The sequence below is a fragment of the Paenibacillus farraposensis genome (assembly GCF_020736845.1).
GTDB classification, from domain to species: domain Bacteria; phylum Bacillota; class Bacilli; order Paenibacillales; family Paenibacillaceae; genus Paenibacillus; species Paenibacillus farraposensis.
In genome coordinates this window covers 86,689-107,668 of the sequence record NZ_JAFFQR010000011.1, presented here as the reverse complement: position 1 = coordinate 107,668, position 20,980 = coordinate 86,689, and the positions used below count along the sequence as shown (strand labels likewise).

Annotated in this window: 17 protein-coding genes; 9 read left to right on the top strand and 8 right to left on the bottom strand. The window is 46.1% G+C overall.

Annotated features, from left to right (window positions below; genetic code table 11):
• Positions 1-307 precede the first annotated feature (307 nt).
• Together JO375_RS02705 and gyrA are read right to left on the bottom strand one after the other, a co-directional pair.
• Entirely contained in the window at positions 308-1,399 is a 1,092-nt protein-coding gene (locus JO375_RS02705; protein ID WP_229523023.1) for an HD-GYP domain-containing protein, read from the bottom strand.
• Between the two features lie 219 nt (positions 1,400-1,618).
• Positions 1,619-4,084: a DNA gyrase subunit A gene (gene gyrA / locus JO375_RS02700; protein ID WP_229523022.1), complete on the bottom strand. Its 2,466-nt coding sequence runs from the start codon at positions 4,082-4,084 to the stop codon at positions 1,619-1,621.
• 464 nt (positions 4,085-4,548) lie between these two features.
• On the opposite strand from gyrA, the gene JO375_RS02695 reads away from it, so the two are divergent.
• Complete coding sequence (locus JO375_RS02695; RefSeq protein WP_229523021.1) at positions 4,549-5,376, top strand: YheC/YheD family protein; 828 nt, start codon at positions 4,549-4,551, stop codon at positions 5,374-5,376.
• A gap of 145 nt (positions 5,377-5,521) precedes the next feature.
• On the opposite strand, the gene gyrB is transcribed toward JO375_RS02695, so the two are convergent.
• The 6 genes from gyrB to dnaA form a co-directional block, all read right to left on the bottom strand.
• Positions 5,522-7,432 carry a DNA topoisomerase (ATP-hydrolyzing) subunit B gene (gene gyrB / locus JO375_RS02690; protein WP_229523020.1) on the bottom strand — a complete coding sequence of 637 codons (1,911 nt, stop codon included), beginning with the start codon at positions 7,430-7,432 and terminating at the stop codon, positions 5,522-5,524.
• Between the two features lie 31 nt (positions 7,433-7,463).
• Positions 7,464-7,715, bottom strand: a complete 252-nt coding sequence (gene remB, locus JO375_RS02685) for an extracellular matrix regulator RemB (RefSeq protein ID WP_007433255.1) — start codon at positions 7,713-7,715, stop codon at positions 7,464-7,466.
• A 16-nt stretch (positions 7,716-7,731) separates the two neighbouring features.
• The gene (gene recF / locus JO375_RS02680) at positions 7,732-8,847 is read right to left on the bottom strand and encodes a DNA replication/repair protein RecF (RefSeq protein WP_229523019.1); all 1,116 of its coding nucleotides are present in this window, start codon (positions 8,845-8,847) and stop codon (positions 7,732-7,734) included.
• 55 nt (positions 8,848-8,902) lie between these two features.
• Positions 8,903-9,121 carry a S4 domain-containing protein YaaA gene (gene yaaA, locus JO375_RS02675; RefSeq protein ID WP_229523018.1) on the bottom strand — a complete coding sequence of 73 codons (219 nt, stop codon included), beginning with the start codon at positions 9,119-9,121 and terminating at the stop codon, positions 8,903-8,905.
• A 46-nt stretch (positions 9,122-9,167) separates the two neighbouring features.
• On the bottom strand, positions 9,168-10,310 hold the full coding sequence (dnaN, locus tag JO375_RS02670) for a DNA polymerase III subunit beta (protein ID WP_229523017.1): 1,143 nt from the start codon (positions 10,308-10,310) through the stop codon (positions 9,168-9,170).
• Between the two features lie 184 nt (positions 10,311-10,494).
• The gene (gene dnaA / locus JO375_RS02665; RefSeq protein ID WP_229523016.1) at positions 10,495-11,841 is read right to left on the bottom strand and encodes a chromosomal replication initiator protein DnaA; all 1,347 of its coding nucleotides are present in this window, start codon (positions 11,839-11,841) and stop codon (positions 10,495-10,497) included.
• Between the two features lie 1,063 nt (positions 11,842-12,904).
• Between dnaA and rpmH the strand changes: the two genes are divergently transcribed.
• From rpmH to noc, 8 genes are all read left to right on the top strand, one after another.
• Positions 12,905-13,039, top strand: coding sequence for a 50S ribosomal protein L34 (gene rpmH / locus JO375_RS02660; RefSeq protein WP_068778604.1), 135 nt, complete (start codon positions 12,905-12,907; stop codon positions 13,037-13,039).
• A gap of 262 nt (positions 13,040-13,301) precedes the next feature.
• Positions 13,302-13,652, top strand: a complete 351-nt coding sequence (gene rnpA / locus JO375_RS02655; RefSeq protein ID WP_229523015.1) for a ribonuclease P protein component — start codon at positions 13,302-13,304, stop codon at positions 13,650-13,652.
• A 71-nt stretch (positions 13,653-13,723) separates the two neighbouring features.
• Positions 13,724-14,587 carry a YidC/Oxa1 family membrane protein insertase gene (locus JO375_RS02650; protein WP_229523014.1) on the top strand — a complete coding sequence of 288 codons (864 nt, stop codon included), beginning with the start codon at positions 13,724-13,726 and terminating at the stop codon, positions 14,585-14,587.
• Entirely contained in the window at positions 14,584-15,339 is a 756-nt protein-coding gene (gene jag / locus JO375_RS02645; protein ID WP_229523013.1) for an RNA-binding cell elongation regulator Jag/EloR, read from the top strand. Before JO375_RS02650 ends, jag begins: the two co-directional genes overlap by 4 nt.
• Before the next feature lie 126 nt (positions 15,340-15,465).
• A complete protein-coding gene (mnmE, locus tag JO375_RS02640; protein ID WP_229523012.1) occupies positions 15,466-16,842 on the top strand; it encodes a tRNA uridine-5-carboxymethylaminomethyl(34) synthesis GTPase MnmE in 1,377 nt (458 codons plus the stop codon).
• 97 nt (positions 16,843-16,939) lie between these two features.
• Entirely contained in the window at positions 16,940-18,829 is a 1,890-nt protein-coding gene (gene mnmG, locus JO375_RS02635; RefSeq protein WP_229523011.1) for a tRNA uridine-5-carboxymethylaminomethyl(34) synthesis enzyme MnmG, read from the top strand.
• Positions 18,829-19,551, top strand: coding sequence for a 16S rRNA (guanine(527)-N(7))-methyltransferase RsmG (gene rsmG, locus JO375_RS02630; protein ID WP_229523010.1), 723 nt, complete (start codon positions 18,829-18,831; stop codon positions 19,549-19,551). The genes mnmG and rsmG overlap by 1 nt, the downstream gene beginning before the upstream one ends.
• Positions 19,552-19,985: 434 nt before the next feature.
• Complete coding sequence (gene noc, locus JO375_RS02625) at positions 19,986-20,804, top strand: nucleoid occlusion protein (RefSeq protein ID WP_229523009.1); 819 nt, start codon at positions 19,986-19,988, stop codon at positions 20,802-20,804.
• Positions 20,805-20,980: the final 176 nt, after the last annotated feature.

Below are 20,980 nucleotides of genomic sequence, written 5' to 3'. Positions count from 1 at the left end.
ACCGACCAAGGTCGGTTTATTGAAAGAGCGATTAGCTCATGTTGAATCTGACGAGATAATATATCTCATAATGGATTTTGCGAACAAAATCCGTACTCACTCGTTGTTCAGTTTTCAAAGATCAAACATTTATGTCAGCCTCAGGTTTTGTTCCCTCAGCAACTTTTATAGTTTATCATGTTCACTAGAGTTCTGTCAACACTTTTTTTCAAAAAGTATTTTTAACTCTATTAGACAACACTTAAAGCGACAAGAAAGAATATACCACACTTTCGTTATAATTTGCAACTGTTTTTTCAAAGAGAACTTAGTCAAGCACAATACACTCAATATAAAGCTCTCTTTCAAGCATTAAGTTAATGATTTCTCCATCTACTTGAACCAACGGACGAGTGGGATAATCCCGATCAGCAAATATAATTTCCCCCGTACGATTATCATTCAGTCGTACTTTGGTTCCGTTGTTAAATTGGGTAAGCTTGTGGATGAAAACCTGTACGACATTAGGGTCCAGCTTACCAAATGACTCTGATTTGATTTGCTCAAGAACCAGGTATGGCGATTGGGCAGGGCGATACGTTTTCTCCAGTGTCATAGCATGAAATACATCAGCTACCGCGACAATTTTAGAATATATATGGATTTGTTCCCCTTTGAGACGTAATGGATATCCGGTACCATCCACTTTCTCGTGATGCTGAAGAGCAGCCAGGCGCACACCTTCGTTAATGGCCTTCACATTTCTGAGCAGCTGGTATCCTAGTGAAGCATGGCGATGAATCTCTTCTTGCTCTTCTTTTGTTAATGCAGAAGACTTGTAGAGAATGGACGGGTCCATTTTGGCATTCCCGATATCATGAAGCAATCCCGCGAAGGCCACCTGCATCCAGTCCTTTTGGGGCAAACCAATCCACTGTGCAATGGAATAGGAAGTAAGAGAGGTCAGCACAGCGTTATGGAAAATATAATCAACCTCGCCCATGGATCGCGGAGCAAATGTCATTACATTATAGCGCTGTATGTACACCAGTAAAGACTCCAGCTGTCCTCGCAGCTCATATATAGATAAATTAGAGACGAGTATGGATTGGAATGCACTCTTAACCAGCATCACCATCTTGTCATACTCATCCTGGAATCGTGTAAATTCATCTCGCTCATCTAACAAGGGGGCTTGAGACTCAGTTGCTCCAGATCGAACGGCCGCATGATCGCCACCGGAAGTTGTAATATCATCCGTTCCTACCTCCACTTGCTGAATCAAGAACGCCTGTAAAATCTCCAAGTCACGGGGCAGTAGAATACGCCCTTTTGGCAGCAGCAAGCTGCCCATTTCTGTAAATACATCGCTTTGCAATCTAAGTCCTGCTTTTAGTTCGGATACGGGTACAGTTGCCATGATCAACCTCTCTATTCACAACAGCTACTCCAGCTGCCAGTTTATGATGTTATTATATTACTTGGAAATGATCCTGTACATTCATTTTATACCATTTAAAGACTCCTCTTCTGAATTTATGAGTCAGAAAAAGAAAAAAGACCCTCTGATCCAAATAGCCAAAGAGTCTTCTCCATCCATTTCAAAATCAATAACCACTTGTGTAATATAGGTGGTCTCTTATTCTTCCTCTAACAGCTCTTCGAGCAGTTCATGTTGTTCCTCGTTCTTGTTTGCACAACAAACGGTAGCTACTGAATCATCCTCGCGGATATTAATCAGTCTTACTCCCTGTGTATTGCGGCCCATTGTGGAAATTTCATCCATGCTGGTTCGAATCACAGTTCCGCTGGCTGTAATAATCATCAAATCCTCTTCGGCTTTTACTACCTTGAGGCCGACAACCGGTCCATTTTTCTCCGTAACATTAATCGTCTTAATCCCTTTGCCTCCGCGGCTTTGGATACGATAATCTGCTGCGGGGGTACGCTTCCCATAACCATTGGCCGTTACAATCAGGATATCCAGCTCAGTATCGACGACATCCATACCTATTACCGCATCACTCTCATCAAGACTGATGCCTTTAACCCCTGTAGCACTACGTCCCATAGACCGTACGTCGCTCTCAGGGAAACGAATAGACATGCCTTCGGCCGTACCGATGATCATTTCCTGTTGTCCGTCCGTCAGTTTTACTTCAATCAGGGCATCATCGTCACGCAAGTTAATGGCGATTAGACCACCTTTGCGGATATTAGCGTAATCGTCGAGCGGCGTCTTTTTGATAATCCCTTGTTTGGTTGCAAAGAACAGATAACGATCCTCCACAAACTCCTCAATCGGGATAACCGCATTGATTGACTCGCCCTGTTCAATCTGAATCAAATTAATAATCGGTGTCCCCCGGGCCGTCCGGCTGAGATCGGGAATTTCATAAGCCTTAATCCGGTATACCTTCCCTTTGTCCGTGAAGAATAACAAGTGGTGATGTGAATTTGTAATAAACAGATGCTCTACGAAATCCTCATCCTTGGTATCCATTCCCACTACACCGCGACCACCGCGTTTTTGACTACGGTAGGTAGTAACTGGAAGGCGTTTAATGTATCCGGTATGGGTTACAGTAATAATGACATCTTCACGAGGAATGAGATCCTCGTCCAGAATGCTCTCTTCACCTACTGTAATTTCAGTGCGACGCTCATCTGCAAAACGTTCTTTAAGCTCATTCAGCTCTTTACTAATGATGTTGAGCACCAAATGCTCGTTGGCCAAAATTTCGCGGTATTCGGCAATCTTTTGCATCAGCTCATTATATTCGTTCTCAATCTTCTCACGTTCCAAACCGGTCAAGCGTTGCAGACGCATATCGAGAATCGCCTGAGCCTGCTCAGAGGTCAGAGAGAAGCGGTCAATCAAACCTTCACGAGCTACTTCTGCGGTCTGTGAAGAACGAATCAAAGCGATAACTTCGTCCAGGTGATCAAGGGCAATACGCAAACCTTCCAAAATGTGCGCTCTGGCTTCAGCCTTCTTCAGATCAAATTCTGTCCGGCGACGAATCACCTCAACCTGATGTTTCAGATAATGGTACAAGACATCCTTCAGGTTCAAAATCTTCGGCTCATTGTTCACAATCGCCAGCATATTGATACCAAAATTCGATTGCATAGCCGTGTGCTTGAACAAATTGTTCAACACAACGTTCGGGTTCACATCTCTGCGCAGCTCAATAACGATACGCATACCAATACGGTCCGATTCATCCCGAAGGTCTGTAATGCCTTCAATACGCTTGTCACGTACCAATTCAGCTATCTTCTCGACCAGACGAGCCTTATTCACCTGGTAAGGCAGCTCATGCACAATAATCCGTGCTTTATTGCCGATTTCCTCTATGGTGGTCTTCGCACGCATAGTCACAGATCCGCGGCCTGTTTGGTACGCCTGACGAATGCCAGAACGCCCTAGGATATAGCCGGCTGTCGGGAAATCCGGTCCATGAATATAATCCATGAGTTCCATCGGCGTAATGTCAGGGTTCTCGATCAGTGCTTGTACACCGTCGATAACCTCTCCCAAGTTATGCGGAGGAATATTGGTAGCCATTCCGACTGCAATCCCGCCGACACCGTTTACCAGCAAGTTAGGATAACGTGCAGGCAACACGGCAGGCTCACTCTCTTCACCATCGTAGTTCGGTATGAAATCGACAGTCTCTTTGTTCAAATCGCGCAACATTTCCATTGCAATCTTCGATAATCTAGCCTCGGTGTAACGCATCGCAGCCGCCATATCTCCATCAACGGAGCCAAAGTTGCCGTGTCCGTCCACCAGCATATAGCGCAAGGAAAAGTCCTGTGCCATTCGCACCATCGTTTCATACACAGCTGCATCACCATGAGGGTGATACTTACCGATAACTTCACCGACGATTCTTGCTGATTTCTTGTAAGGTTTGTCTGGTGACATCCCCAGTTCAGACATCGCATACAAAATACGACGGTGTACCGGCTTCAGTCCGTCCCGCACATCTGGCAAGGCACGGCTAACAATAATACTCATGGCATAATCCATAAAGGATTCGCGCATTTCCACTCCGATATCCCTGTTGATGATTTGCGGGTTATTTTGATCGGCCATGCTGGTCCTCCTTTTCATCCTTCAATACGCTGCTCTCTATGTGAAAAGCCTAACAAGACACTGCCTATATACTCCGCTTTCTGTGCAGGCTTTTGGCTAAACCCTCATCTGTATAATTATATTACTTTCACAAAAAGAGCACAATTAAACGCCTCTGTCCCCTTTACAGCATAAACGTTCGTCCTTCCCTCTCTACCAGAAGCAGATAGCTATTCCTATACACCATAAAAGAGCCCTGATCATAACAAATTCCTCTAAGATGGGGATTAGCCCCCACCCAACAGGTCTTTTTCACATACAATACATATACGGTCACGGCTAACATAGCAAGATTCCGAAAAACGCCGTATTTCTCTATTATATCATTGTTTCACGCACTTGTCCTTTAGTTACCAACGTTTTGTTGAAGTGTTGTGACTTCCATGTACATGACTCCTAATTCGAAAAGAAAGGGATGAGAATACTTGTCTATTCAGCGAGTAGCCAGTAAGTGGACCAAAACAAATGCCATTCTCCCCAATCCGGCATTGGCCGCTTATATACCTGAGACACGCTTGTACACTTTCGAGCATTTGAACGAAATGTTGGCGGTATACGGAACTGTCTACATTAAGCCGGATAACGGCACTTATGGGAAGGGGGTTATGCGGGCAGAAAAGCTCACAGAGCCGCTTCCCCCGACAGAAGAAGGAATCATTGGAGAAAAAACCTGGTATGTTCTTCGTTATGATGTTGATACCCTCATTTTTGAAAGTATGGAAGAAATGTATAAGGAGATTTCTGCACGCATACGAAAGCGTCCATACCTGATCCAGCGCGGGATTCCTCTGCTTCAGAATGAAGAGCGTCCCTTTGATCTGCGCGTATTAACCCAGATGAATTTGAGAAACCAATGGGAAACGACGCTTATTATAGGACGCATTGCCGCTCCTGACAAAGTCATCACCAATCACCACAGCGGTGGTAAAGTACGCTTTTTCAATGAATTGATGGCTCCGTATCTGGATGTAAAAGAAACCGCGCGGCTGGAACAAAAATTGTCAAAATTGGGCGAGCGAGTAGCCTGGCAACTGCAAAAAAAATTCCCACGTCTAAAGGAGATTGGATTAGATGTGGGGCTGGATCAGCAAATCTATCCATGGATTTTGGAGGTTAATACGAGACCGGCAATTAAAGTCTTCACTTTCCTTCCCAACAAAAGCCTTTATCATAAAATGTTCAGATATGCCGTAGGCTACGGGCGTTATTCAGCCTCCACAGGTAAATCCGTGCGCTCTAAGAGAAAGGCATAAAATATTGACGTTTCAATGCTTTGAATCCACTCAGACGGGTAAAAGGATAAGAAAAGGGACGCCGATTGGGCGTCCCTTGGTGGAATTTTGGAATTTAAATCATCAGCGAACAGATCATTATTTCGCCATGATGGAATATCACACATTAAAAATCGAGATTTTTCACATACTTAGCATGTTCCTGGATAAAGTCGCGGCGAGGCTCAACATCGTCTCCCATTAAGGTGTTGAACAAATTATCTGCCAGCATCGCGTCATTAACGGTTACCTGCAGCATGGTGCGGCTCTCTGGGTCCATTGTCGTCTCCCACAGCTGTGTCGCATCCATTTCGCCCAAACCTTTATAGCGCTGTATGTTGTACTTTGCGTTTTCTCCAAACTCTCGAATGATTGCATCCCGTTCAGCCTCTGAGTTCGCATAGCGTACGACCTTGTTGCGCTCTACCTTGAATAGCGGCGGCTGAGCAATATAAACATAGCCTGCATCTATAATTTTACGCATGTACCGGTAGAAGAACGTCAGCAGCAGCGTGCGAATATGAGCGCCGTCGACATCGGCATCCGTCATAATAATGACCTTGTGATAACGCGCTTTGGAGATGTCAAAATCGTCTCCGATCCCTGTACCCATTGCTGTTACCATCGACCTGATTTCATCACTGGACAAAATACGGTCAAGACGTGCCTTCTCAACGTTCAGGATTTTACCGCGAATTGGCAAAATAGCCTGAAAGTGGCGATCACGGCCCTGCTTAGCCGAACCGCCCGCTGAATCACCTTCAACGATGTACAGCTCACTGATCGAAGCATCCTTAGAGGAGCAGTCAGCCAGCTTGCCAGGAAGAGAGCTGATTTCCAGCGCACTTTTACGACGAGTCAGTTCACGTGCTTTACGGGCAGCTTCACGGGCACGCGCTGCTTGTAAGGATTTATCAACGACGCGGCGAGAAACAGCTGGATTTTCCTCCAGAAACTCCTGCAGCTTCTCTGCGAACAGAGATTCGACAATTCCTCGAACCTCACTGTTGCCCAGCTTGGTTTTCGTTTGACCTTCAAATTGCGGTTCCGGGATTTTGACAGAGATGATCGCTGTCAGCCCTTCACGCACATCATCACCGGTCAAGTTGGCGTTGTTATCCTTAATCATGCCATTTTTGCGTGCATAATCGTTAATAATCCGGGTTAATGCGCTCTTGAAGCCGGATTCGTGTGTTCCGCCTTCATGTGTGTTGATATTGTTGGCGAAAGAATAAATATTTTCCGTGTAGCTGTCGTTATATTGCAGCGCAACTTCGACTTGAATCATATCGCGGGAGCCTTCGACATAAATCGGCTGCTCATGAAGCACTTCTCTTTGTTGATTCAAAAACTGCACGTATTCACTGATTCCGCCCTCGTAGTGAAAAGTATCGCTGGCACCTGTCCGCTCATCGCTCAAGCTGATCGCAATCCCTTTGTTCAGAAAAGCCAGCTCACGAATCCGCGTTTGAAGCGTATTATAGTCATATATGGTTGTTTCAGTGAAAATCTGCTCATCCGGATAAAATGTCGTCTGGGTCCCCGTCTCGTCTGTCTCACCGATGATTCTGACATCATACTGCGGTACACCACGATGATATTCCTGTTCGTACACATGTCCGTCCCGTTTGACACGAACGATCACTTTGCTGGATAGAGCATTTACTACGGATACACCAACCCCGTGCAGACCGCCGGATACCTTGTATCCTCCACCTCCGAATTTACCGCCTGCATGAAGTACCGTCATAACGACTTCCAATGCTGATTTTTTCATTTTGGCGTGTTCACTTACCGGAATACCACGGCCATTATCTGTAACGGTAATACTGTTATCCTCGTGAACGATAACCTGAATGCTGTTACAATAACCCGCCAGCGCTTCGTCAATACTGTTGTCCACTACTTCCCAGACCAAATGATGGAGACCTTTGACACTTGTAGAGCCAATATACATCCCGGGACGCTTCCGAACCGCTTCCAGGCCCTCCAGGACCTGAATCTCGCCCGCATCATAAGACGGTTGATTCATAGACATGCCTTTCACCTACTTCTATAGATTTCTATAATTAAGCATTGGCAACAAATTGGTTTGCCCGCTTTTTGAGTGTTGTTGAGGAGATCGGGGAATAATACACCGTATTCTGAGTCACTACGATGGACTTGGCCTCCTCTTCACCAATCATCTCGACATGCTTTTGCTGTTGGGCATGGTTCACATATTGTTTGGAGATTTTGGAAGATTTTTCAATCGAGATATCGAAAATAGCCACAAGCTCAGACGAGCGGATGATCTTTTCCCCACCCAGATGAATATACATACCGTTTACTCACTCCTTAGCGTTCCACATGCCCGTCGTGGACGTGAAAAATATTCGCATCCTTTAGTCGCTTTGCATTCAACGTTTCGATCCCGGTTGCCGTGATAAAGGTTTGCACCTTGCTTTGAAAAGTCTCGATCAGCTGGGTTTGCCGATAAGGATCCAGCTCCGACAAAACATCATCCAGCAACAAAACGGGGTATTCACCAATTTCCTCATGAATTAACTCAATTTCAGCCAGCTTCAAGGACAGGGCCGTCGTCCGCTGCTGCCCCTGAGAGCCATACGTATGCACTTCTCTGCCATTAATGGCAAAGGCCAAATCATCACGATGGGGTCCCGCCAAAGTCATGCCACGGCGGATTTCCTGTTCCCTCATTTGGGATAACTTTATCATAAATCGCTCCAATAAGACAGCTTCATCTTCTTCCTCCGGCTCACTGAAGGAGGGAACATAGGTTAATTTTAGCTCTTCTGTCCCGCCTGCGATCCCTTCATGAATGGCCTGAGCCCACTTTTGCAGCTTTGTTATAAATTGTTTCCGCTTTTTAACAATTTTAACACCGTGCTCAACAAGCTGCTCATTCCATACCTCCAGCATTAACTGCACCGAGGCCATATCTTGCCCCCAGGCTTGCTTGAGCAGGTTGTTCCGCTGAACGAGCACTTTTTGATATTGCTGCAAATGATACAGGTAGCCCGGAGCTACCTGTCCGATTTCCATGTCAAGAAACCGGCGGCGAACCCCCGGTGTTCCTTTGACGATTTCCAAATCTTCGGGCGCAAACATGACGACGTTTAACGAACCGATAAAATCACTCAGCTTTCGCTGCTCCAGTCCGTTAATCTTCGCTTTTTTGCCTTGTGTGGATAACGATAGATCGAGCCTGACCTTCCCGTATTTTTTATCCACATCCGCAGCCAGATGCGTGGAAGCAGCTCCAAAGGAGATCAATTCCTTGTCGCGGGATGTTCGGTGACTTTTGGTCAAAGCCAGCACAAAAATCGCCTCTACCAGGTTCGTTTTGCCCTGCGCATTTTGTCCAATCAATAAATTAACGGGCCCAAATTCATTCAACTCCAGCTGCTCATAGTTCCGGTACTGCTGCAAAGCAATGTTGTTCACAAACACATAGGGTCCCCCTTGTTACTCCGCACCTAAAAGGAGTCCTTGCCGACTAGGATGGTCATGCTCCTGTCGTAACCTCGAAACTTCCGTTGTCCTCTACTTCTACAATATCACCAGGGTACAGCTTTCTCCCCCGTCGTTCTTCCGGTTCACCATTGACCCGGACTTGTCCCTCCTGTAAGAGGGCTTTGGCCATTCCGCCTGTAGATACACAATCGGCTAGTTTTAAAAATTGATCGAGCTTGATGTACTCGGTCTGTATGGATATCCGTTTCAAAGGTTGCTCATCCTTTCGCTTGCTCTTCAATGGGTAACGCTAAATGTTAGTTGGTTGTACGATACGGCAGGATAATATACAGCGCATTGCTGGAATCTGTCGGTTTGAGAATAATCGGGCTCATAATGCCTGTAAAAGCAATCGTTAGCTGTTCACTGTCAATCACCTTCAGCACATCGAGCATATATTTGGAGTTGAATGAGATTTTGAGCGGCTCTCCTTCAAATTTGGATACCTTCACTTCCTCACGAACTTTACCAAGCTCAGAAGAACTGGAGGAAATCTCCAGATCACCATTTTCCAAGGACTGCATTTTTACAATATTTGTTTTTTCCTCACGGGACAGCAAATACGCACGGTCAATCGACTCGCTCAAACTTTTTGTATCCACAATCAGTTCTGTTTTGTAGGAGGTTGGAATAATCCTAGAAGTATCAGGATACGTTCCATCCAGGATGCGGGAATAAAAGAGTACCCGGTCCACTTTGAAAAGTACCTGATTATCGGCTACGACGATATCCACAAGCATATTTTGATCCGGAATGATTCTGCTCAGCTCATTCAGCGTTTTGCCTGCAATAACAACATTGCTGAAACGCAGGCCTTCAGCCGCTTCCAAATGAGCGCCGCGGGTGGCCAGGCGGTGGCGGTCCGTTGCTACAAACTTCAGCTCTCCTTCAGCCAAGTTCCATAATACTCCTGTCAGAATCGGCGTTGTTTCATGGGTGGAAATGGAGAAGACCGTTTGTTTGATCATGTTTTTGAGTAAATCACCAGGCACAGAAATAACCTGATTTTCTTCAATGTTGGGAAGGACGGGGAACTCCTCAGGATCCAAACCGACGATCTGAATTTCAGTTGCACCGGACGAGATAAAGGTTTGGAATTGATCTCTTACCTCCATATGGATCTCCTGCGAAGGCAGCTTTTTGATAATTTCGACAAAGAACTTGGCAGGCAAAACCACACTGCCGGGTTGTTCAACCTGAACGATTGTTTGGTCTCCATCCTCCGTTGGAATAAAGGATTGAATAGAGATGTCTGTATCGCTGGCAGTCAGCGTTACTCCCTGATGATTTACGTCTAGCTTGATACCGCCCAGAATCGGGATCGTGGTCCGACTTGATATGGCTTTGGACACATGCTGTATAGCCTCGTTTAAAACGTTTTTCAGTATGCTGAGCTTCATAAATTCCTCCTACGGGTTTTAGTCCTTCGGCACGCGTTGACGCGGGCTTTATTTGGTGATGTATTTATTAAAAAAATAGTAGTAATAGTAATAGGTGCACTGAATATGTGGATAAGTAGGCGCAAACCTAATAAAATCAAGCCTATCCACATGTGTATAAATTGTGTATAGGCTCTGAACTTGTTCAGGTTGGGTTTTTGATTTTCTCTATTAGATTGTTGATAACTTTGAACAGCTCCTGATCCACTTGAATGGATTTGGAGATTTTTTCGTGTGCATGAATGACCGTTGTATGATCGCGTCCGCCGAAAGCTTCACCGATTTTAGGCAAAGAATAGTCGGTTAACTCACGGGAAAGATACATGGCAATCTGTCGTGGAAAGGCCACAGCCTTTGTCCGTTTGCGTGCTTTAAAATCCTCCAGGCGTAGGTTGTAAAATTCCCCAACTTGATGCTGTATATCCTGAATGGTGATCATTTTGGGCCGGCTGGACGGGATAATATCCTTTAACGCCTCGGCTGCAAGATGACTGGATACATCCTGATTCGTTAAGGAAGAATAAGCAACAACGCGAATCAACGCCCCCTCCAGCTCACGGATGTTGGTATCAATTTGATTGGCGATATACATCATGGCCTCGTTAGGGATATCCAGGTTTTCCGCTCTGGCTTTTTTCCGGAGAATAGCGATTCTGGTCTCCAGATCCGGCGGCTGAATGTCCGTAATGAGTCCCCATTCGAAGCGGGAGCGCAGCCGTTCCTCTAGCGTCGGAATTTCTTTGGGAGGCCGGTCGCTGGAGATGATGATCTGCTTGCGTTCCTCATGAAGCGCGTTAAACGTATGGAAAAATTCCTCTTGCGTCGATTCCTTGCCCGCTATGAATTGAATATCGTCGATGAGCAAAATATCAATGTTGCGGTATTTGTTCCGGAAGCTCTCCCCACGGTTGTCCCGGATGGCGTTAATGAATTCGTTCGTGAACTTCTCCGACGATAAATATACGACCTTGCTGGTCGGATTGTGCTCCAGAATGTAGTGCCCGATAGCATGCATCAAATGCGTTTTGCCCAGTCCTACACCGCCGTAAAGAAACAGCGGATTGTAAGCTTTGGCCGGCGCCTCGGCGACGGCCAGCGATGCTGCATGAGCAAAACGGTTCCCCGACCCGATGACGAATGTATCGAATGTATATTTGGGATTCAGCATATGGGACACGGCTTCTTCATGTACAACTGGCTGCTGCTGAGGCTGTTGTTGGAGGTCGATCTCTGGAGGTTTGTTTTCCTCAATGACGAACTTGACCTCCAGTTGCTTGCCCAAAATTTCATAAACCGTTGCTCCGACCAGCTTGGTATAGCGGCTTTCAAGCCATTCTACGGCAAACGTTGTCGGGGCAGAAATCACAATGGAGTGGTCGTTCAATTTCGCTGCCTTGGTAGCCTTAAACCAAGTGTCGTAACTCGGCTTACTCAGCTTGGTTTGTATAATGGATAGAATTTGCTGCCATAGTTCAGAGATATGGCTGTCCACAGACGTCACTCCTTTTAAATCCTGGCATTTTGCCGACGAACTGAGAGCTGCTCCCGGCGTCTCGGCAAAACGCCTAAAATCCCCGAAATATGATGGAAGGCCATAAAAAGACATACCGCCGCCTAAATCATGCGGCAGTGTAGTGAGAGAACGCAGCACAAAATTACCCTGAGAAATAACGGACGGAAATTCCGCTGCTGCTCGGCAGAAGAAAAGCGTATTTCTCAGGAAGGAATGTGCGGCACGATCCGTTCTTTTAATCCCGCAGGCCCAAACGAGACTGCACTATGTCGAAACCAAATGAAAAATGTAGAATATATCCCCAGAATCCCGAATCCGCACAAAAACAAAAAGATGGATAAATTGAACTTGTTCACAACTTTATCCACAGGGTGTTGATAATATGGAGGGTAAAACAACATATTCACATTCAAAAGTAATATCATCATAGCAAAAGAAGCCTTGTATTTCAATGACTCATGGTTATTTATCCACAAATTCAATCTGTTGTGTACAATTTTTATTCACAACACAAGATATTGTTTATAATTTGTTCAGTTTTCGACAATAACTCTTTTTCGCTTTAAAATGTTATGCACAGGTTATGGTCATTTAAATCATAATTCCGTTCTTTTTGTGAATCTGTGTATAATTGCTGTTGCCTTTTGGTTACAAGCGCTTATTTTTCTGTTGAAAATTTCCGATAACGTTTCCGACATTATTTTTGGATAAACCGGTAGTGGCAATTTAAACCCGAAACAGGTTGGAGAGTTACAGAAAAATAAAAAGTAGATACAAGATCGTTTCGTCAGGAAGAAAAAAAGGATGAACTGATCGGCGAGACGGAAGAAGCAAAAAGTCGCTAAAAAGAGCTGAAAGTATGAAGATGGCGAATCCATGACATAGAATAGAATTTCTGAACAGCAAAAAGAGGGAGAGGATTCACAATCATATTGACTTTGAGGGCTGTTTGTGGTTAGATGTATAAAGGTGTTTTTTGTGGAGATTGCTACGGTAGGTATATTCCATATAAAACGTATTCCTTGTAAGGAGGTGCAGCGCAATGAGACCGACTTTCAAACCGAATGTCAGCAAACGTAAAAAAGTCCACGGCTTCCGTAAAAGAATGAGCACAAAGAATGGCCGTAAAGTTTTGGCGGCTCGTCGCCAAAAAGGTAGAAAAGTATTGAGTGCGTAATGCGTGCATAAAGACCACTACGGTGGTCTTTTTTTCATAATGGAGGTTTTTCGTGGACTGGATCGCTCTCTCTAATTTTGTAGAAATGCAGCGAAAAAAGAGGGAGGAGTACGCCAGCCTGTCCTATATTAGATGAAGCTTTTGAAAAAGGATGTAAAATAAGCGAGATTACCATGACGGAATGTTGTCCATACTTCTTACTATATAAGAGGTAAGGTCAGCCTACCGAAGTGTGTAAAAGAGATGAGCAAGGAGAAGCGCCGTGCGAAAAAAATTGCGTCTTCGAAACCGGGCGGACTTTGGGCGCGTATACCGCCATGGCAAATCATTTGCCAACCATCAGTTTGTGGTGTACTGGTTCCGCCGTAGAGAGGTAGAGCAGTTCCGTGTCGGAATTTCGGCCAGCAAGAAGATCGGCAATGCAGTCGTCCGCAACCGGATGCGCAGAATCGTCAAGGAAATTGTGCGTCATCATGAGCATGAATTGGTGGGGCAGATTGATCTGGTATTTATCGTCCGCAAGGCGGCGGTTAAGATGTCGTATCAAGAGCTGGAGAAAAGTGTGCTGCACGTTCTTCGCAAAGCCTCGCTGCTCAAGTCTTCACGCCGATAATCAGTATCTTTGTCCTACAGGATATGATATGATTTACGTTGGAATGGATTGGTTAAGAAAGGGGTTATGAAGTGTCGCGTTTGAAGACTCAACGAGGGAAATGGTTCCTTCTAATCGCCGTATTGGCACTTGTTGCCGTGCTGTCCGGGTGTGCCCCGACGGCCCACAATGCTTACACAACGGCAGACTTGGCCAACAGTAGTTCTTTGTGGCAAAGATATGTCGTTTACTGGTTTTCGTATGCGCTGGATACATTTGCCAAGTGGTTCTCCGGAGAGTATGGTCTGGCCGTACTGGTTCTGGTTATTATCGTGCGCACCATTATTTTGCCGCTTACACTCAAACAAGTACGCAGTTCCAAAGCTATGCAGGCCATTCAGCCTCAATTAAAAGAAATTCAAGCCAAATACAAGGATACGCCTGAGAAAGTCCAGCAAGAGACTATGAGGCTATTCCAGGAAAACAAGGTCAACCCGATGGCGGGCTGTCTGCCCTTGCTCGTACAGATGCCGATTTTTATCGCGCTGTATAATGCCATTTACTATAATTCGGCATTGCGGGATCACGACTTTTTGTGGCTCCAGTTAGGTAAGCCGGATCACTTCTTTATCCTGCCGATTTTGGCAGCAATCACGACATTTGTCCAAACCTGGATGATGATGAAATTGAACCCGACACCGCAGCAGGGACCGATGCAATTTTTGTTGTACGTTTACCCGGTGTTGATCCTGTTTATGTCGTACAATTTCCCATCGGCTTTGCCGTTATACTGGTTCTACAGTAATATTTACACGATTATTCAAAACTACTTCCTTTATCGTAATAATGGTAAAGAAGCCGCGCTGGCGAATGTGAAAACAGCCAGTCAAACAGGTTCCTCCAATAGCAAGAAAAAAAGCAACAAAAATTCGAAGGGGGCTAAAAAGTCGAGATGACCAAAGTCGTGACAGGAAAAACCGTTGAAGATGCTGTAAAACAAGGACTCTCTCAACTGGGAGTAAGCCGTGAACGGGTAACCGTAAACGTGTTGGAACAGCCATCAAAAGGATTCCTGGGATGGCTCGGGGCCAAGAAGGCGAAGGTGGAGCTCACGCTGCTGTCTGATCCGACTCCCGAAACCATACACACGGCTGAACCTCATGTATCGGCTCACACGTCCACTACTGCGGGACAGGCTGTTGCGGAAGCTGAGCCTGCTGCACGAGAAGCAAATAGCAGCCCGAAAGCCTCTACGGAACAAGTTGATCCGTATGAAGAGGCGACGCGCTTTATCCGCGAAACAGCATCAGGAATGGGACTGGACGTTGACGTTTATGTCCATCACCGCAAGGATGAAAGTATTCTGGATATTTCCGGTCCATCGCTTGGCATGCTGATCGGCCGTCGAGGACAGACATTGGATGCACTGCAGTACCTGACGAATATTGTGGCCAACCGTCATTCTAACAAGTTCATCCGGATTGTGCTGGATGCCGAGCAATTTCGTGCACGTCGGCAAAAAACGCTGGAGGATTTGGCAGATCGTTTGGCCAACCAGGCTGTTCGTTATGGTAAGGAAGTCGTGTTGGAGCCAATGCCGTCACAGGAGCGAAAGCTGATTCATGCCAAGCTGCAACAGCATGCGCTGGTTAGAACATACAGCAAGGGGGACGAGCCCAATCGGCGCGTCGTCATTGCCAAAAAATAATCTGACGCAATGGCTCTCTGCATGGTGCAGGAGTCATTGCTTTTTTCTTATATTACTGGCTGAACGGATGCCGTCCTTGTACAAGGATGGTAAATCCGTTTTCGCTTGACAGGAGGTAGAAACGATATGCTGAGCGATACCATAGCTGCCATTGCAACGGCTGTCGGCGAGGGCGGTATTGCGGTCATACGGATCAGCGGCCCGGAAGCCGTCACGGAAGTAGAGGCTTTGTTTTGCAGCAAAACGCCTCTAAGCCAGGTCCCATCTCATACAGTACACTATGGACATATTATAGATCCTCACAACCGGGAAAAGGTAGAGGAAGTGTTGGTTACGGTGATGCGGGCGCCACGCTCTTTTACAACAGAAGACGTAGTAGAAATCAGCACTCATGGCGGGGTAGTAGCTGTTAAACGGGTGATGGACTTGCTGCTGCTGCAAAATATACGCTTGGCCGAGCCTGGTGAATTCACGAAGCGCGCATTCTTGAACGGTCGCATTGACCTGAGCCAGGCCGAGGGGGTCATTGACCTCATTCGCTCGAAGTCGGATAAAGCTTTTTCGGTAGCTTTAAAGCAGGTAGATGGGCAGCTGTCACAAAATATTCGCCGTCTGCGCAATGTTTTGGTCGAGACCCTCGCCCATATCGAAGTGAACATTGATTACCCCGAGCATGATGTCGAATCCTTTACGTCTGAGTTAATTAAGGATAAAAGCAGTCAGGTCATGGCGGAAATTGACCGGCTGCTGCATACGGCAGAGCAGGGGAAAATTCTGCGTGAGGGGTTGACCACGGCGATTGTCGGAAGACCGAATGTGGGTAAATCTTCACTAATGAATACACTGGCTCATGGCGAACGGGCGATTGTGACCGATATTCCGGGCACAACCCGTGATGTGATCGAGGAATATGTAACGATTAATAACATTCCGCTCAAGCTGCTGGACACGGCCGGCATTCGTGAAACGATGGATGTAGTGGAACGGATCGGAGTAGAGCGCTCAAAAACAGCGTTCAGCGAAGCCGATCTGCTGCTTGTTGTGATTAACGCCAACGAACCACTGCATGAGGATGAAATGGCATTACTGGAACAAATCCGCGGTAGACAAGCAATTGTCATTATGAATAAAATGGACTTACCGGCCCAGGTTGACCGGGATTTGCTGCTGCGCTATGTACCTGAGGAGCTTATCGTACCGATGTCTGTAAAGGAAAACGAGGGAGCAGACCGACTGGAGCAGGCGATATCGAATTTATTCTTCAGCGGTAAGCTGGAATCAGCTGATATGACATATGTCAGCAATGTACGTCATATTGCTTTGTTGAAGAAGGCCCGCCAATCGCTGGTAGATGCCTATGAAGCTGCCGATCAGTTTGTACCGATTGACATGATTCAGATTGATGTAAGGCTGGCATGGGAGCATCTGGGCGAGATTGTCGGCGATACGGCGCATGATGCGCTAATCGATCAGATATTTTCACAATTTTGTCTTGGCAAATAGGACATTCAGGCATGGCTGGTAAAAGCCCTGCTCGTTATAGATATAACAAGAGCATATTCGGCGTAAAGACCGGAGTGTATAAGGAGGTAAGAGAGGTATGGGATACCAAGGAGGCGACTATGACGTAATTGTCGTAGGCGCAGGCCATGCGGGTGTAGAATCCGCCTTGGCAGCAGCCCGGATGGGCTGTCGTACGTTGATGATTACGATTAATCTGGATATGATCGCGTTTATGCCCTGCAACCCATCGATTGGCGGTCCGGCCAAAGGCCATGTGGTGCGGGAAATTGACGCTCTGGGTGGCGAAATGGGTCGAAATATCGACAAGACATTTATCCAGATGCGCATGCTGAATACAGGCAAAGGACCAGCCGTTCACGCATTACGTGCACAGGCCGACAAGTTCTCTTATCAGCATACAATGAAGGAAACGATGGAGAAGGAACCCAATCTGACTCTACGCCAAGGTATGGTGGAGGAGCTGATTATAGAAGACGGTCATTGCGTAGGTGTGATTACGAAGACGGGCACAGCGTACCGAAGCAAAGCAGTTGTGCTGACTACAGGCACCTATTTGCGTGGAAAAATCATTATGGGTGAGCTGATGTATGAGAGTGGCCCCAACAATCAGCAGCCTTCGGTAAGATTGTCGGAACATTTGCGAGAGCTGGGCTTCGATCTCGTTCGATTCAAGACAGGCACGCCGCCACGAGTGCATAAGGATACGATTGATTTTAGTAAAACGGAAATTCAGCCGGGTGATGACAAACCCCAGTTTTTTTCCTATGAGACGAAGTCTTCGGATAATGAACAGCTTCCTTGCTGGCTGACGTATACTTCCGTGGAAACACATCAGATTATTAATGATAATTTGCATCGTGCGCCGATGTTCTCCGGTCTGATTGAAGGAACAGGGCCGCGTTATTGCCCATCTATTGAGGATAAAGTGGTGCGTTTCAGTGATAAGCCGAAGCACCAAATCTTTTTGGAGCCTGAGGGTAAAAATACATCTGAGTACTATGTACAGGGGTTGTCGACCAGCTTGCCAGAGGATGTGCAACTAGCAATGCTGCGTACCATTCCGGGCTTGGAAAAGGTAGAAATGATGCGTAACGGCTACGCTATTGAGTATGATGCGATGGTGCCTACGCAATTGTGGCCTACTTTGGAAACGAAAAAAATTCCTGGCTTGTTCACCGCAGGTCAGATTAACGGCACCTCAGGTTACGAGGAAGCTGCAGGCCAAGGCATTATGGCAGGAATCAATGCGGCCCGCAAGGTGCAGGGCATGGAGCCTGTTATACTCGATCGCTCCCAAGGTTATATCGGGGTTCTGATCGACGATCTGGTGACCAAGGGTACGAATGAGCCTTACCGTCTGTTGACGTCCCGTGCGGAATATCGCTTGTTGTTGCGCCATGATAATGCAGATCTGCGGCTGACGCCGATTGGACATGAGATTGGCTTGATAACGGATGAACGGTATGAGCGCTTTTTAGATAAAAAACAGAAGGTAGAGCAGGAGATTGAGCGTCTACGCTTGGCGAAGGTTCGTCCGGTTGATGTGAATGAAATGCTGGAGCAAAGCGGTTCCGCACCGGTACAAGATGGAACGACTTTGTTGACGGTGCTGCGTCGACCAGAAATCAGCTACGCACAGGTGGCACAAATCTCGCCTTCACCTGTAGCTCTGACTGAGGAAGAGCAGGAGCAGGTAGAAATCCAAATCAAGTATGCTGGCTACATTGAAAAGCAATTAATGCACGTAGAACGTCTGCAAAAGATGGAGAAAAAGAAGCTTCCAGAGGATATTACCTACAATGAGGTTCAAGGTCTGGCTATTGAAGCGAAGCAGAAGCTTGAAAAAATCCGTCCGATGTCGATTGGTCAGGCATCCCGTATATCCGGTGTGACCCCAGCGGATATTTCCATTTTGCTGGTGTATCTGGAGCATTATAACCGCGTAACGGCAGCAAGGGGGTCATAATGGACGCCATACAACAGCAATTTAAGCAGCGGCTGGCGGAGCATAGCATTGTGATTCAGGACAGCCAGTTAGAGCAGTTTGAAACGTATTACCGTCTGCTGGTAGAGTGGAATGAGAAAATGAATCTGACAGGCATTACAGAGCGTGATGCAGTGTATACGAAGCATTTTTACGATTCTCTTTCACTGGCCTTTTATGTACCGTTAAAGGATGTGGGAAGCTTGGCTGACATTGGATCAGGGGCAGGTTTCCCAGGCATTCCTTTAAAAATATGTTTTCCGCATATTCAATTAACCATTGTGGATTCGTTAAATAAACGAATACAGTTTTTGGCGCATGTGGTAGAGCAGTTAGGCTTGGAAAATGTGGAACTGATTCATAGCAGGGCTGAGGAATTAGGACGTAAAGCAGGATACCGTGATAACTATGATCTGGTTACAGCCAGAGCTGTTGCCCGTCTAGCGGTCCTGAATGAATTTTGTTTGCCTTTTGTCCGTGAAGGAGGCTATTTTGCCGCAATGAAGGGCAGTGATCCAACGGAGGAGATCAAGGAGGCTTCCTACAGCTTGAAGGAGTTAAAAGGGAGAATCAAACATGTTCAAGCCTTTCATCTACCTGTTGAAGATGCAGTTAGACATATGATTATTATTGAAAAAAGAGCAGCTACACCACGGAAATATCCGCGCAAGCCGGGTACTCCTTTGAAATCACCGTTGGTATAAAGGTTAAAAAAAGTGAGTGTTTCACGTGAAACATTCACTTTTTTTATGGATGAATACAATTTTTACATAGAAATTTTGTAGATACAGTAGCCAGTTTCTTGTAGTGAAAAGGAAAATGCGGATTAGCTAGCTGCTGACCGAGGGGACAATTTATTATCTGATCCTTCCGAAAAGCTGGTAGAGACGATAGGATTATGGCTGGAAAAGTGATAGAATAGAGATAATCGTTTGAATGTAAGTTGACTGCTTCCCGTACCCGATTATCCAGATATACATATAGGGAAGTGGGACAACAAGGTCAGAAGAATGGGTGGAGTGTATCCACTTGCGGCGTTGTCTCATATATAAAGAGTCCAAGATCCGCGTAAGGAACTGTTTTTCACGAAGCGCTGTTAGTGATGGTGCTATTATGAAATTAGGTGGTATTATACGGAATGAAAGAACAATTTTCCAAGCTATTTGGTTTGACGGAGCGATCCACTGGGGACGAATTAAAACAACTTCCTGTAGGGAACATTGTCAGCAGTCCTTATCAGCCCCGTACCATATTTGACGACGAGAAGATTGATGAGCTATGCCAGACCATTAAGACGCATGGTGTGATTCAGCCGATTGTCGTTCGTTCCCGTAATGGATATTATGAAATTATAGCAGGGGAACGCCGTTGGAGAGCTGTTACCAAGCTGGGGATGGACACGATTCCAGCCATTATTCGTGAATTTAATGATTCACAAGCTGCATCCATCGCGTTGATTGAGAACCTTCAGCGGGAAGGGCTGACTGCGATAGAAGAAGCAGTGGCTTACCAGAAGCTGATTGATCTGCATCAACTCACACAGGAGAGTCTTGCTCAGCGGCTAGGCAAAAGCCAATCCACCATTGCTAACAAGATACGACTGCTTCATTTGCCAGAGCGAGTGAAAGAGGCTCTAATGGAACGGAAGGTATCCGAACGCCATGCTCGTGCGTTATTGTCATTAGAGACCGAGGAGCTACAGATAAAGGTTCTAGATGAAGTCATTTCCAAGGAGCTCAATGTAAAGCAGACTGAGGCGAGAGTTGCTTTTTATAAACAAGTGTCAACGATTAAGAAATCCAAGCGGATTTCCTTTACCAAGGATGTCCGGCTTGCGCTGAATACGATTCGTCAATCCATTGATATGGTGTCTGGCTCAGGCCTGGATATCAAAACCAAGGAATCCGATCACGAGGATCACTATGAGATTGTCATCCAAATCCCCAAACGTAAGTAGGGAGATGCAGCGTATAGGCGGCAGCAATTGCCGCTTTTTCTGTCTAACGCCCAATACAACCGCAGCATTACTCGTATTCTATTGTATAAAATTGCCGTTATCCGTAAGTTAAGGATTAAGTAACGTCTCCGTAGAGCATTTTGCATCATGGAATGTAGCAGAACTCCGATTAAATT

What these genes read in the sequence shown, in the direction of transcription:
- JO375_RS02705 (WP_229523023.1), bottom strand. Translation starts at nt 1,399, where the DNA reads ATGGCAACTGTACCCGTATCCGAACTAAAAGCAGGACTTAGATTGCAA.
- gyrA (WP_229523022.1), bottom strand. Translation starts at nt 4,084, where the DNA reads ATGGCCGATCAAAATAACCCGCAAATCATCAACAGGGATATCGGAGTG.
- gyrB (WP_229523020.1), bottom strand. Translation starts at nt 7,432, where the DNA reads ATGTCTATGAATCAACCGTCTTATGATGCGGGCGAGATTCAGGTCCTG.
- remB (WP_007433255.1), bottom strand. Translation starts at nt 7,715, where the DNA reads ATGTATATTCATCTGGGTGGGGAAAAGATCATCCGCTCGTCTGAGCTT.
- dnaN (WP_229523017.1), bottom strand. Translation starts at nt 10,310, where the DNA reads ATGAAGCTCAGCATACTGAAAAACGTTTTAAACGAGGCTATACAGCAT.
- rpmH (WP_068778604.1), top strand. Translation starts at nt 12,905, where the DNA reads ATGAGACCGACTTTCAAACCGAATGTCAGCAAACGTAAAAAAGTCCAC.
- jag (WP_229523013.1), top strand. Translation starts at nt 14,584, where the DNA reads ATGACCAAAGTCGTGACAGGAAAAACCGTTGAAGATGCTGTAAAACAA.
- mnmE (WP_229523012.1), top strand. Translation starts at nt 15,466, where the DNA reads ATGCTGAGCGATACCATAGCTGCCATTGCAACGGCTGTCGGCGAGGGC.
- mnmG (WP_229523011.1), top strand. Translation starts at nt 16,940, where the DNA reads ATGGGATACCAAGGAGGCGACTATGACGTAATTGTCGTAGGCGCAGGC.
- rsmG (WP_229523010.1), top strand. Translation starts at nt 18,829, where the DNA reads ATGGACGCCATACAACAGCAATTTAAGCAGCGGCTGGCGGAGCATAGC.
- noc (WP_229523009.1), top strand. Translation starts at nt 19,986, where the DNA reads ATGAAAGAACAATTTTCCAAGCTATTTGGTTTGACGGAGCGATCCACT.